Annotated in this window: 10 protein-coding genes; 9 read left to right on the top strand and 1 reads right to left on the bottom strand. The window is 55.0% G+C overall.

From position 1 onward, the window contains the following. Positions 1-11 precede the first annotated feature (11 nt). A complete protein-coding gene (locus tag WC859_08405; GenBank protein ID MFA5976167.1) occupies positions 12-1,520 on the top strand; it encodes a cellulose synthase family protein in 1,509 nt (502 codons plus the stop codon). Positions 1,521-1,668: 148 nt separating this feature from the next. Here the strand turns inward: WC859_08405 and WC859_08400 are convergent, their stop codons facing one another. Then, complete coding sequence (locus WC859_08400; protein MFA5976166.1) at positions 1,669-2,070, bottom strand: 6-carboxytetrahydropterin synthase; 402 nt, start codon at positions 2,068-2,070, stop codon at positions 1,669-1,671. 107 nt (positions 2,071-2,177) lie between these two features. Between WC859_08400 and WC859_08395 the strand changes: the two genes are divergently transcribed. The 8 genes from WC859_08395 (at position 2,178) to WC859_08360 (ending at position 14,272) form a co-directional block, all read left to right on the top strand. Then, entirely contained in the window at positions 2,178-2,834 is a 657-nt protein-coding gene (locus WC859_08395; protein MFA5976165.1) for a 7-cyano-7-deazaguanine synthase, read from the top strand. After that, complete coding sequence (locus tag WC859_08390) at positions 2,821-3,522, top strand: HAD-IA family hydrolase (protein ID MFA5976164.1); 702 nt, start codon at positions 2,821-2,823, stop codon at positions 3,520-3,522. Before WC859_08395 ends, WC859_08390 begins: the two co-directional genes overlap by 14 nt. Positions 3,523-3,634: 112 nt before the next feature. Continuing rightward, positions 3,635-5,212, top strand: a complete 1,578-nt coding sequence (locus tag WC859_08385) for an FAD-dependent thymidylate synthase (GenBank protein MFA5976163.1) — start codon at positions 3,635-3,637, stop codon at positions 5,210-5,212. A 259-nt stretch (positions 5,213-5,471) separates the two neighbouring features. Beyond that, the gene (locus WC859_08380) at positions 5,472-6,719 is read left to right on the top strand and encodes a PorV/PorQ family protein (protein ID MFA5976162.1); all 1,248 of its coding nucleotides are present in this window, start codon (positions 5,472-5,474) and stop codon (positions 6,717-6,719) included. Between the two features lie 3 nt (positions 6,720-6,722). Beyond that, positions 6,723-9,749, top strand: a complete 3,027-nt coding sequence (locus WC859_08375) for a gliding motility-associated C-terminal domain-containing protein (GenBank protein ID MFA5976161.1) — start codon at positions 6,723-6,725, stop codon at positions 9,747-9,749. Continuing rightward, complete coding sequence (locus tag WC859_08370) at positions 9,724-12,783, top strand: tetratricopeptide repeat protein (protein MFA5976160.1); 3,060 nt, start codon at positions 9,724-9,726, stop codon at positions 12,781-12,783. The genes WC859_08375 and WC859_08370 overlap by 26 nt, the downstream gene beginning before the upstream one ends. Beyond that, the gene (locus tag WC859_08365) at positions 12,780-13,703 is read left to right on the top strand and encodes a hypothetical protein (GenBank protein MFA5976159.1); all 924 of its coding nucleotides are present in this window, start codon (positions 12,780-12,782) and stop codon (positions 13,701-13,703) included. Before WC859_08370 ends, WC859_08365 begins: the two co-directional genes overlap by 4 nt. Beyond that, positions 13,700-14,272, top strand: coding sequence for a hypothetical protein (locus WC859_08360; protein MFA5976158.1), 573 nt, complete (start codon positions 13,700-13,702; stop codon positions 14,270-14,272). The genes WC859_08365 and WC859_08360 overlap by 4 nt, the downstream gene beginning before the upstream one ends. The last annotated feature ends 35 nt before the right edge of the window (positions 14,273-14,307 follow it).

Raw genomic sequence — 14,307 nt, 5'->3', positions numbered from 1 at the left:
TCGCCAATCTAATGCATTCTTTCAGCCAAATCTTCATGGGCGTTTATTTATTCTTAATCGTCCTCTTATCTTTTTACGGGTTCCATCGTTATTGGATTCTGTACCTCTACTTCCGGCATTACAAGTGGTCCAAACCGAATGAAATCCCCGTCTTGAAGGATCCTTTTCCCGTTGTAACGGTGCAGCTCCCTGTTTTTAATGAGCGTTATGTGGTTGAACGTTTAATCGATGCGGTTTGCCGTCTTCACTATCCCCGGGAGAAACTGGAAATCCAGGTTCTAGATGATTCCACGGATGACACGACAAAAATGACCAGCGACAAAATCGCCTGGTGGAAGGGCCAGGGGACTGATATCCATTATCTTCACCGGGAAGATCGCAGAGGATTTAAAGCCGGGGCGCTCGCGAACGGGCTGCAAAAAGCCAAGGGAGAATTTCTGGCGATCTTCGACGCTGATTTTGTTCCGCCCCCCGATTTTCTGCTGAAGACGCTGCCGTATTTCCAGGATTCCAAAATCGGGATGGTCCAGACGCGGTGGGGCCATTTGAACGAGGGCTATTCCCTGTTGACCTGGATCCAATCGATTTTCCTGGACGGGCATTTTCTGCTGGAACATACCGCTCGTAACCGCTCGGGGGCTTTCTTCAATTTCAACGGCACGGCAGGGGTTTGGCGGCGGCAGGCGATTGAATCCTCCGGCGGCTGGCAGCACGATACCTTGACGGAAGATCTGGATCTTTCCTACCGCGCCCAGATGAACGGCTGGCGCTTCATGTTCTTGCCGGATGTGGTGTGTCCGGCGGAACTCCCGGTCGACATCAACGCGTTTAAAACCCAGCAGAACCGCTGGACCATGGGGGCCATCCAGACCGCTAAGAAAATGTTGCCCACGATCTGGCGGAGCCCGGTCAGTTTAAAAGTCAAAGTCGAAGCCACGTTTCACCTCACCGCCTGCGTGGGGTATGTGCTGATGGCCGTTCTTTCCATTCTGCTGCCGATGAGTTTGTACTTCCGCACCCGGAGTCATTGGCCCATGACAGGCTTTTTAGAAGGGTTGGCACTGGCGGCGACGACCTTGTCGGTGGGAATCTTTTATGCAGTTTGTCAGAAGCATCTTTACCCGAACTGGAAAATGCGCCTGGCAAATCTGCCGCTGATGGTTTCGGTGGGAGTAGGGATGTGCCTGAGTAACTCGAAAGCTGTTTTGCAGGGGTTGACGAACCGGCGCTTTGAGTTTTACCGTACACCCAAGTACTCCGTGATCGAGCGCGATAAAAGCTGGAAGCAGAAGAACTACAGATCCCGCAAACGTTTTTCAGGTCTTATTGAGCTGGCCTTTGCCGTTTATTTTGTGTTTGCGCTGTATGCCGCGTACGATCTGGGTCATTGGTTCAGCCTGCCCTTTATCGCGTTGTTTGCTTTCGGATACGGTTATGTCGCTTTCCTGACGGCGATTCATGGATTCACACACTGGCGTCGCCCCACCTTCTTTTTCCGCCAAGCCCTTCCTGCTGAATAAGATATTTACCCTCACCCCAGCCCTCCCCCTCATCAGGGGGAGGGTGTATCAGATTTTCAGTAGGGATCATCTCCCTCTCCCTGCTGAGGGAGAGGGTCTGCCTGCCAACCAGCAGGCAGGGGTGAGGGTGTCTTCTCTATTCGTTCTTTTATTCGCTGTATGTCGCGAAGGAGTTGGGGGTTTCCCAGAGGGTGACGACGGACACCGGAAGGCCTTTGGATTGGGCGATTTTATAAATGAGCCGGGCGATGGCTTCGGCGGTGGGGTTTGTTTTTAAAACGAAGACGGGTTCGCCGGCCTTTTGAAGCGTCTGAAGGAGTGGATCTTTTTCGTTCAGGATCATGCGATGATCCAGGGTCTCATTAATCCACTTATGCAAAATATTTTTGATCTCGCCAAAGTCGCGGACCATGCCCTTTTTGTCCAACTTTTTCGCCTGAAGTTGAATTTCTGCCTTTCCATTATGGCCATGAAAATGGTGGCAGGGACCCTTGTAGTTCAGCAGCCGGTGCCCATAGCAAAAATGAATTTCTTTCGTCACACGGAACATAGTGTCATCATATAATTAAAGAACGTCATCCCGGCAGGCCGTAGGCCGAGATCCATCATCGATGTTTGGATCCCCCGCTTACGACTGCGGGAGATGACGGGGGGAAAATGCGGCGATCGATCTGCGTTCTGGTGAGCGGAGGACTCGATAGCGATGTGCTTCTGGCCGAGCTGGCGAAGCAGTATTCATGTGTGTGGCCAGTCTATATCCGCCAACATCTGGTTTGGGAAACGGTTGAGCTGTACTGGTTAAAGCGTTATCTCCGGGCCCTCCATTCTCCTCGGATCAAACCCCTTCGCGTTTTGACGCTTCCGATGGAGGACGTGTATGAAACGCACTGGAGCCTGGGACGGAAACCGGCGCCGGGGTCTGGTACGGCTGATGCGGCGGTCTATCTGCCGGGACGGAACCAGGGGCTCACCGTTAAAGCCGCGGTCTTTTGTGCGATGACAGGCATCCTTGAGATCGCTTTAGGGTCTTTGAATCACAACCCCTTCCCGGATGCGACGCCGGCTTTTTTAAAAATCTGGGGAAAGGCTTTGGGACAGGGACTCGCCAGCCCTCTCAAAATCCGGGCCCCGTTCCGTTCACTCAGCAAAGCCGAAGTGATTCGACGGGGGCGCGACCTGCCCCTGCAGTACAGTTTTTCATGCCTGGCACCGAAAAGACGGGTGCATTGCGGACGCTGCAATAAATGCGCCGAACGCCGGCGGGCCTTTCGGGAAGCGGGAGTTCTGGATCGCACCATTTATGCCAAACGATAAGAAAACAAAGGTCATCTTTTTTGATGCGGGGGGAACCCTCTTTCGCCCCTATCCCTCGGTGGGCGAGGTCTATGCGCGAACCGCCTGGCGGCATGGCGTATCCGTCAAAGCCGAAACCGTGGAAAAAGCCTTTTACGCCCGGTGGCATGAACGCAATGGGTTGTCGGCTCTTTCCGGTGAAACCAGCGAGAAAATTGAGCGCGATTGGTGGTATCACCTGGTGCGGGACGTCTTCGGCCAACTGGATTCCTTCCGGGATTTCGACACTTTCTTTGAGGAGCTTTACGATCTTTTTGGCCGTGCCGAGTGCTGGCGGTTGTTTGACGATGCTCTTCCGGTGCTGGACACCCTGAAGGCCGCCGGCTACCGGATGGGGATTATTTCAAACTGGGACCACCGGCTCTTTTCTATCGTGGATCAATTGAATCTCTCCAGCTACTTTGATCATGTGACCGCCAGCTCGGCCGTTGGTGTCGCCAAGCCGGGAGCGGGTATTTTTCAGCATGCCTTGGATTTCTATCAGGTGACTCCCGACTTATGTCTTCATGTCGGTGACAGCCTGGTCGACGACTACCAGGGGGCCCGGGCCGTCGGCATGCAGGCGGTGTTGTTGGACCGTCATGCCAAACCCTATAATGACACGGTGCGAATTGACTCTCTTTTGAAACTCCCTGACCTCCTCTCGTGATAGTTATTTGTAGAGGAAAACGTGTCGCTAAGTCGTCATTCCCCTCGGTCACTGGCGGGGAATCCATGGATCCCCGACAGAGTCACTCGGGGATGACGACTCAAAAGGATTTATGACCCACCCTGTTCGGTCAACATCTCCAGAACCGGTGGTGATCCTGGAAAACGCGTTCCAGGATTCCTACAACAACTCAGTGGCCACGGCACGCACCTGCTATTCGTCCAAGGTGATCCATGCGGAGGACGTGTCCAATGATGAGGCCGCCCGCGCCCGGCGGGATGGTATCGCCGAATCCATTTACAAGGCCGGCCATCACACGACGATCCAGCACGCCACGTTCCAGTTCGTCCTGGACAAGGTGTCCCGGCAGTTCATTTGGTCGTTTCTGCATAGCCATCCGTTTTATAACTCCGAGCAGGTCAGCCAGCGCTATGTGGAGGTGAAACCCGGGAATTTCACGATTCCGGCGCTTCGGGACGATCATGTGGCGTTCTATCAGCAGGCGATCCTGGAGCAAATGGAGACGTATCACGACCTTTGCCGGCTTCTGGAACCGACGGTGGCTCGGGAATACCAGCGTATTTTCCCGGCGCGTTCGACGAAGGACAAGAACGGGGTGAGCGCGATCCGGAAGCGGTGTCAGGAAGTGGCCCGTTACGCGCTTCCGGTGGCGACGCACGCGCATCTCTATCACACCATCAGTGGTTTAACGCTCCATCGCTACCATCGCCTCTGCGAACAATTTGACGCTCCGGTGGAACAGAAAATCGTGATCCGGAAAATGGTTGACGCGGTAAACCGGTTTGACCCTGAGTTTTTTAAGTTTATTGAAGATCCCCTGCCGTTGGAAAAAACGCTGGAGTATCAGCTGATCAATGGTTTTGATCAAGGGGCTCGAGGCAGATGGCCCGACGCGTTTGTCCGTGAATTTGACCAGGACCTCGGCGGCTACTCGTCCAAGCTTGTGGACTATAAAGCGAATGCCGAAGCGGTCCTGGCCCAGGGTGTCCGGAGCGTTCTGGGGCTGCCCAAAAATCAGATGAGCGATGAAACGGCGATCGATGCTGTCCTCAATCCGGCGCGGAACCCCTATCTTTCCGAAACGCTCAACCTCTCGTCGATCAGTAAACTGATGCGTGTCCTGTCTCATCCCCATTTCACTTTCAAGAAGAAGATCTCGCATGCCGCGGATTCGCAGAACCAGCGTCACCGCATGACGCCGGGTTCCCGGCCCGTTCTCATTCAACAGGTTCGTTGGAACGAGCCGGATTACATCATCCCGGCACTGATCCAGGCCACGCCCGAGGCGCTCGACTACTACCGCCGGAGCATGCAGCGGCTCTGGACGCATCTGTCGGATCTCGTCAACGCGGGGGAGAAGGAAGAGGACGTTCTTTATCTGCTGCCCAATGCGTTTCCGATTCGTTTTGAGGAATCGGGTGAGCTGCTGAATTTCCATCACAAATGGACCCAGCGTCTCTGCTACAACGCGCAGGAAGAAATCTGGAAAATCTCGCAGGAGGAAGTGCTTCAACTCCAAAAACGCTTCCCGCTCCTAGGCCGTTACTTCGGCGCGCCCTGCTGGATGCGCCAGCAGGCCGGTGTCAAACCATTCTGCCCGGAGGGGGACCGCTTCTGCGGCGTGACAGTCTGGAAACTCCCAATTCATCAATACCAACGATTTATCTAGGATATTCTTCCTTTAGTCTGCTTGCCTGCCTGACGCGCAAAAACAGCTTGTAGAAATTTACATATAGCAATTCGAGCATATAAGTAAGCACGAAAATTAACAGTCTGTGAAGTGATGTTAATTTTCCATTGACAGGGGAGGGCATTTGGGGTAAGGAAAGACTACCATGGGTCCTTCGTTTCAGTTAACATCGAATTTACTTTGGCGATACTCCCGTGTAATCTTCATTCGCCATACTAGTCCCATGAAGAATCCACTCATGCATCTCAGCGTCTCGGGAACGCTTCTTATTTTTGTCTCAGGTCTGGCCTGGGGCTCTGGTCCCGGCACGACCGCCGCAGAAGTCCTCAAAATCGGGTTGGGAGCACGCGCTATCGGTATGGGCGAGGCGTATGTTGCTCAAGCGGATGATGTGTCCAGCCTGTACTGGAATCCAGGAGGCCTGGCTTTGATGCAAGAGCGTCAGGCTTCTTTCATGTACAGTCAGCTCATCCAAGACATGAAATATCAGAACGCCAACCTTGGCATTCCTTTAGAAAACGGTGCCATCGGAGCGAATGTTTCTTATCTCGGCTATGGCAACATCCAAGGCTATGACGACAACGGGAATAAGGCCGGCGATCAAAGTGCCTATAGCGCGGTTGGAACGCTAGGCGCTTCCTGGCTGGGTAATCAGTGGGCGGCTGGCCTCAACGTCAAAGGAATTCAGGAAAAGTTGGCGGATGTGAAAGCGAATGGAATCGCGTTTGACATGGGCGGGACCGTGATTTATCCCAAGCCGGTTTTGGGGGGGACTATTCGCCTGGGAGCGGTTGTTCAGAACCTGGGCAATGGGATTCAATTTTTAGAGCAGCGCGATCCGCTGCCGCTCCAGACGCGTTTCGGCATCGCGGCCGTACAGATGATGAACCGGAAACTGAATGTATCACTCGATTATGGTATGCCGAGAGACGATGAGGCTATTATTTCCGGAGGCGCGGAGTATTGGTTGATTCCTCAGCTGGCGCTTCGGGGCGGGTACGTGAAGAACCATACGGAAGGGTTAGGCGCTCGCGCCGGCATCGGTCTTCGGATCAAGGGTGTTTCCTTTGACTATGCGTATTCCGGCCAGGGCGAACTGGGCATGAACCACCGCTATGAGATTTCCTTCCGCTTCGGCGAGCCGCGGCCGATCCTCTCTCCCGAGGAGCGCAAGATTTTGCAGCAGGCCAAAGCCGCGATGCGGCAGGAACGTTATGAGCAAGCCGTTCTTCTATTTGATAGCTTAATTGAGATGGAACCCCACTATAAACCGGCCCGGCGCTACATCAAAGTGGCCATGGCCAAGTTGGAAGGGCAGCAGGCGCAGATGATCGCCCGCCAGGGCAAGTCCTATGACCCGGTGATGGGCGGCCAGCGCAAACAAGCGCTGCCGGAAATGGATGACCTGGAACAACTCCTGAATATGGGAACTCCTCGATCGGCACAAAACACCACTACCCCAGCCTCGACAAGAGGGGGACACTAAACCATGAGAAATTTTCGATTATTCCTTATATTGGGCCTCGCGCTGGGATTGACCCGTGTGGTCCATGCCACCTGTACGGGTGGTGGGGACCCCTGTAATGCACCCCGAAACGGATCAATCACAGGACATACGGCCACCACGATATCGGAATCGGTGCAAAACGCGGCGACGCCCAATGTCACCAACAGCATTTATTTCTTCCAGGCGACGACTTTGGGATCGGCGCAAAACAACGGGACACTCGATCGAAACACGGTCATTGTCTATACGGCGGATTACACAAACCCGGCGCTTTCCACCGATGTCATTGCCCAGACCATCAAGCCGCTGTTGGCTAACGCGAGTTACAATACCTATGCCAAAGCCTGTCCCCCGGGTTCTTCTTCGCCGACAGACGCCGGTTGTTCCGCCTGGGTTTCTATCGGTTCGCAGGTAACGGATGTCCTCACCAATGCGGGATTCGACAATATTGCTTCGGCTGACACGCTGCCGCTTCAGTTTACGGCTCGAACAAACACCAGCGTTGTCGACCAAACCAACGTCATCGCCTGGTTGGCGACCCAGTTGACCAGCTCGGAAGTTGGAAATTGTTCTCTTTCCAAGAGCGTCCAGCCGTTCCCTGCGTCAGGGGCAACGTCTTTGACCATTGCTTCGGCGGACTGTGCCACGCTGTTACCCAACAGGCCCTATACGCTGACGGAGCACCTGGTTTATGATCCCACCCAGGCCGCCCCCGATTACGTGACGAGCACCTTTTATACACAGGCGAAGGACCCTGTCGCGATCAGCCCGGCGACGAGCATTACCCACTGCTCGGCGACGCTCAATTTTCAGAATGCGGCGGCGGCTCCGGCCAACCCGAGCGATACGACCTATTCCGTCAACGTGGGAGGGTCGGTTTCTTCGGGATCGGCCACGCAAACAAGGGTTATTGGCGGAACGGGCGTCTACAGCGATCAGAACTCTGTGACGTATACCAACCTTCAGTCGGGAACCTCGTATTCCCCGACCGTCACCGCGACCAACCGCGGCGGCGCAAGCTGGAGATCCAGCAGCGCCATTTCTTATACCGGTTTTACAACGGATAGCTGGGGAGGGACGGCCAGCATCAGCAATATTGGGGTCAATACGGCTACTTACACCATCTCGGGGGTTACCGGCGGGACGTCGTTGACGGCTTATAAGCTGCAGAGTTCCCTGGATAATTCCACCTGGTCCGACTATGGTTCCCAGACCGCATGGGCCGGGGGCAGTTCTCTGAGTGTGGCGTTATCCGGACTGACTCCCAATACGCGTTATTACTTCCGAATTGTCCTTTACGAAGGGTCCCTGTGCAGTTCGACGTTGGGGAACGCCAACTTTTATACCTTGCCGGCTGCGCCGACCGGCGGAAGCCTTTCGGCGAGTGGTCCGAGGACTCTGAGTGCCGGCTGGACGGATGCTGCTCCGATAACGGGAAATCCGACTGGCAGCCAGTACACGGTCCAGACGTGTACAACCGGTTATGGGACGGGAACATGCCAGACTCAAACGTCGACGAAAAACAGCACCAGCATGACCGCGTCGATTACGAGTGGAATTGTTCCTGAAACACTCTATTATGTTCGCGTGAAAACCGTCAGCGCCTCCGGCACGTCAAGCAATGATAGCGCCTGGCTGAATCTTGGCTCGGTGACAACGCCGAACGAGGCCCCGACGGTGCCGGCCCCAACCTGTACGGTGAACAATACGACCGCCAGTTGTTCCGATGCCGCCACCGACAACGGGGGGACAGCACTTTTGAGTTATCACTGGAGCGTCAGTCCGTCAGCGGGAGTAACGGTCAATCCCAATGACCAGATCAACAATAACGCAACAACAATTACTTTCCCGGGCAATGGGAGCTACACCGTGACCATTGCGGTGACGGACCATAGTGGAACCGGTTTAACCGGGACGAACTCTCGATCCGTCAGCGTGGGGGCCAATCCGACCTCGATCACCATCTCTCCGACTACCACAACGGTTGCGACCGGCAATACCCAGAGCTTCACCGCAACGGTCAGGGATCAATTCAATGCGATTATTGCCGGAGCGTCCGTCAACTGGAGCACAAGCGGCGGTGGATCCGTCAGCCCTGCTTCCGGCGCTTCGACCGTTTTTAGTGCTACGGCACCCGGTGACTTTACGCTGACCGCGTCCTTAGGCAGCGCCACGCCGGGAACGGCCGCTCTCCATATCATCGCGGCAGGCGCCTATTTTGTGACGACGCCGACGATCAGCCTGAATGCGGATGGAAAAACAGCGAATGTCTCGGCGCTGGGCGCGGATAATGTGTCCGGAGAGGCGAGCATCAATTACACATGGTCCTTGGAGTCCGGTCCGGCGGCCATCAGCGCCAGCCCGAACGGTACGAATGCGGCCAAAAATGCCGTGGTGACTTTCTCAAGGGCCGGAACCTATGTCCTGCGGTGCACGCTGAGCAATGCCAACGGGGCCGTGCATGCCAATACGCCGTCGGCGACCGTGGTCCAGGTGCTGTCGGCCATTACGGTCAGCCCGAACAATATCACGATCAAGACGATGCAAAACCAGCAGTTCAGCGCCACCGGATTGGATCAATTTGGAGACGCGATGACGCCGTCGAATGTCCAGTGGAGCACCACGGGCGGCAGCGTCAGCGGGGCAGGGGTTTTCAACTCACCTTCTCTGGGCAATAATATTACGGTGCGGGCGCGCAGCGGGAATATTGTAGGTCAGGCGACCGTCAGCGTGGTCAGCTATGACGTCGGTAACGCCTATGCTTATCCGGTCCCGTATAAATCAACTGGTGCGAAGAAGACCATCACCTTTACGAACCTCGGCTCCAGCGCCAAAATCCGCGTCTATACCGCCACCGGCCGCTTGGTGTTTAACACCGACGTGCAGTCCGGCACACTGGACTGGACGGTGATAAATAATAGTGGCGAGAAACTTGCCTCCGGAGTATACTTCTACGTAATTGAGTCTCCTGAAACAAAGAAAGATGGCAAGCTTATCATCATTCAGTAAATCCCTTCGCGTTATCCTCGTTGGGGCCCTGTTTTCTCAAATCGTTGCTGTCCCCGGAATGGCAGAAACGGTGAACCCGTTTCCTGTCCTGGGCGGCGTGGTGGTTCGTGAAGGCCATTGGAATGGAGTCCCGGAGATGCTCCTGCGCCTGCAGGAAGGGCTTCCCGATGAGCCGATACGGTTTCAACTCACCAGTGCGGCGGCCGAACAGGCCTTCTCCCAAAACTTATTAGATGAAAGTCGCAAAGCCTTCCACAAACTGCTGAAGGCCAGAAAACCCTCGCCCTCTATTTTTATTCAACAAACCGCCAACCTGCGCCTGGCGGAGATCCATCTGCTTCAGGGGAAGGCGGATGAAGCGCTCAAGCAATTGGATCAGGTGGCCAAGGACGGCAATCCGTACGTCGAGCAGGAGATTCTGTTTCTGCAGGCCCGCTGTTATCTGACCCAGCGTCAGTGGTCAGACATGAGCCGCCTGATCAGACAACTGATCCAGGAAAACCCTGCATTCTCAAACGATCTGGCGATCAACCTCATGCGTGCGGTGGCCGCGCTGGAACAGGAACAGCCGGATGAGGCGCTCGTGTATTTGCAGCGCTTCCCGAATGAGCCGTCTTCCCTGTATTACCAGGTGGTCAGCTACATTCAAAAGAAAGAGATCGCCCACGCGCTTCCTTTGTATCAGACGAGTCTTCAAAAAGATCCGAACAGCGAATGGGTGGATCGGATGCGTCTGAGCTTAGGCGAGGCCTTTTATAACGGTAAAGACCTGACGCTGGCGCAGGAGTTCTTTAAGCCGGTTACGCGGCCCATGGCCGACCCGGGATTGCGTCCATTGGCGCTGCATCGCCGGGCCTGTCTCTTTTTTGAGCAGAAGAATTTTGACGAATGCGAGAAGATTTTGACGGATCTGCTGAAGCAGTATCCTCATCATTCGCTGTGTCCTCAGTGGACCTATTTATATGCCTCGGTGCCGATCTTTAAGAAAGATTGGAAGAAGGCCATCCAGGAACAGCAAATGGCGCTGGAAATGGAACGCGGTCTGGCGCCGCGCATGCACGGAGTGGATGTCCACCAACTGAGACTTTCCGCGGAGTTCCGCATTCTTTGGGCTCACCTGCTGCTGAACGACTTCAACGGGACCAAAATCCTGGCGGATAAATTTATCGGCCGTTATCCCAAGGAGATCATGACCTCTTATGCGTATTTAGCGAAGGGGTTGGCGCTTTACCGGATGGCGGAATACGATCATGCGTTGGAGGTTTATCAGGATCTCCTGAACAAGTATCCCGACAGTTCCGCCTGCGGCAAAGCCGCGTATTTAATGACGTTGTGTCTGCATTCGTCGAGAGACCCCTTCCGGATGGCCGGTATTTTGAATGAAGTCCACAACCGGATGGCCAAGGCGAACACCCTGGGTGTGGATGAATGGACCCAGAATACGCTTTACTGGGTCGCGGATGCCTACTACCAGCTGAATGATCTCACCAACGCTGAGAAGATTTACAAGGAATTCATCATGCGGGCGCCGCAAAGCTCGCTGGTTCCCTACGCCCTGGAGGCGCTCGGTGCGGCGATGTCCGCGCAAGGCCCCAGCCGTGACGGGGAAGCCGTGATCGCGCTCCAACAGGCCCTGATGCGTGCGCGCGATCTGGGGAATAAGGAATTCGCTGAGCAGGTGGAGCTGGAATTGGCCAAAATCTTTTACAACCAGCGCGAATTTGCCAAAGCCACGAGCGCCTGGGAACATCTGGTTCAGGCATCAACCCAGACGGTCATTCGAACGGAAGCGCTTTATCGTGCCGGAGATGCGCTGGCGCATCAGCAGTATTATCAGGAGGCGATCAAACGCTGGAAAAACCTGGCCAATAATTTCAAAGCAAGTCCCATGGTTCCGGATGCGTTGATGCGGATCGGGAATACGCAGGCCGGGCTGGGCCAGTGGGCCGAGGCTGCAGCGACTTTCTCAACCTTAAAGATTTCCTATGCCAATACCGAGGCGGGTAAGGAAGGAGCCTTTCAGCTGGTTCAGTGCGCGTTCAATCAGAATAACCTTAAAACGGCTGTCAATGAGCTGCTGTCTTTTGCCGGACGATATCCGGATGATGCCCGGATTCCGAAGGCGGCCGATAACCTCTTGAGTTCCTTCCATCAGAAGAAAGTCTCTATTTCGTCGTCCCAGCAGGCGGAGCTTCTGAAGCTGGCCCCGGGCAGCGCGGGCGGCGCGGCGCTCTTGTGGGAAAAAGGCGCGGCGCTTTTCAACGCGCAAAAGTACGAAACCGCTCAGAAGCTCTTCGAAAAGATCATGCTGAGCTATCCGAACGACGAGTATGCCCCGTTGGCTTACTTTTATAACGCCGACTGTTATTTCTGGCTCCAGCGCTGGGACGACGCGGCCAACTCCTACCAGAATTTCTACCTCTCGTTCCCGAAGCATGAACGCGTGCCGAATGCCATGTTCCAGAAAGCGGTCTGTCTGTTCCGCAAGGGGGCCTTTGACGACAGCGTGACGGATTTTAAAGCGTTCCTGCAACGTTTCCCGGCGCATCCCCTGGCCAAAGAGGCCTGGTTGAATATCGCGCTGGCGCACAAGAAGGCCTTCCATCTGGATAAGGCGGTTTATGCCTACCGGTATGTGATTGAACATTATCCGACCGATCCCAAAATCAATGCGGTCTGGCTCCAGATGGGTTCCTTGCTTGAAGTCCAGGGCAAAATGGGCGATGCGATGGCCATCTATGCCCGGGTGCCCCAGAAAACGCCGGAGTATCTGGAGGCGCTTTATCGCCGGGCGCTCCTGAGCGATCTGCAGCACAATACCGTTCAGGCCAAACAGCTTCTGGAACAATTGCGGGCCGCCCCGGCGGGGAAGAATGAATTTCGAATGGCGGCGCTCATCAAATTGAGTGAGTTGTATGAGCAGGAAAGCGCTCCAAACGCCAAGTTGCGAGCGTTGTATCAGGACATCGCTGCTTCAACGTCGGATCCGGAAGTGGCCAAACAGGCCCGGACGCGGATGGCGGAACTCAAATGAGACTCCATCAACTCATCGCATTGACGGTCGGTTTATCTTTGCCGTCGTTCACGATGGCGGCGACGCCTACGGCTGCATCGGCGAACCCCAGCCGGCAGATCCAGGATGAAATGGAAGTCCAAATCAAGGGCCAGTTTAAAGGCCGGTACCTTGTCAAAAAGATCGTTGCGCCGGTGACGATGAACCTGGAAAAGCTTCAAGACTTCCCGGAAGATCCATCCCAGAAAATATTACTCGAAAAACTTCCAATTGCGCTCGCGTCCGAGTTTAACGCCCGGCGGGAAGTGAAGGGCCACGCGCCTTTCTACCCATGGGTCACGCCGATCTCGGAGACGCCGTTCCTCCGAATGACGCCGCCCAGGGATAAGAAACTTCAAATTGTGAACTGGATGTTTGAAGTCTTTAATCCTCAGGGGCAGACGATTTTCCGCCAACGGGGGACCAATGGGCTTCCGGATGAGTTTATCTGGGAGGGTAAGGATTCGGAGAAGAAATTCGCGGTAGTAGATCGTCTTTACAGCGCGCAGCTGACCCTTATCGGTCCGGATGAAAAGGCGACGGTGATTCAGGGCGACAGCGTCATTCTTCCGGCAATGGCGTATGGTTCCGAGGAATCCGAGACCATCGAATTTTCTTTATCACGCTTGTTTGCGGCCGGTAAATCGGATCTATCCCTTGAAGGCTTGGTGATGATCAGCCGGTTTCAGGAACGCCTGCGGGAGCGAGGCCTGACCAAGATGCACGTCCGGATCACCGGGGAAGACAAAAATTTATCGGCCCAGCGGGAGACTACATTGGTTTCAGCGTTGGAGAAGGCGTTGCGTCTCGCGCCGGGCCAGATCGAGCACGACAGCACTCAACCGACGATTCGTGGCGAAATCGCTGTGTTCTGGTTAAAGACCGGGGGGAATTCGAAATGATGGCTCTCCCGTTTCCTCTCCGCGGTTTCGTTGCCTCCCTGCTGGTTTTGGGACTGGCCGGGCCGCTTTTTTCAGCCAACTCGACTCCTTCCGTATACTTTCAGCATGGAGTCGAACTCTATCAGGCCGCGCGTTATAGCGATGCGGTTGAACAGTTTGATCAGGCGATTCGACATAAGGATCATGCCGACGAAGCACAGAGTTATATCGAGCGCATCCGCAAAGAAACCGTCGAGCGCATCCGGAACCGCGCGCTGACGGGGGTCAATAAGGCCAATTGGCAGACCAAGTATTACTACATGCTCGTTTTTGACGGCCGTGTCCGGGTTGGGATTTCGGCGCAGGAAATTTTCGAACGGGACAGCTTGAACTTCCGTCCGGGAGCGGTGGACGCCCTGTATCAACTGTCTCAGAGCCTTCAAAAAGCCAGCAATACGACGGTGGATATTGATCTCGTCAACGAGCTTCGTCAAGAGGTGGTTTCCAATCCGGAACTCGTGGCCCAGCAGCTGGCCGCTGTCTATTCCTATCTGTCGTTAGCCGCTCGCGACCTCCTCCCAAAATATTAGAATAGCCTCCACAGACGTCATCCCCCGCGGGTTCT

This window comes from Elusimicrobiota bacterium, from assembly GCA_041660185.1.
In the GTDB taxonomy this organism is placed as follows: Bacteria; Elusimicrobiota; Elusimicrobia; order 2-01-FULL-59-12; family 2-01-FULL-59-12; genus JBAZWU01.
Note: the sequence above shows the minus strand (reverse complement) of the source record. Positions and strands in the feature narration are given on the sequence as shown.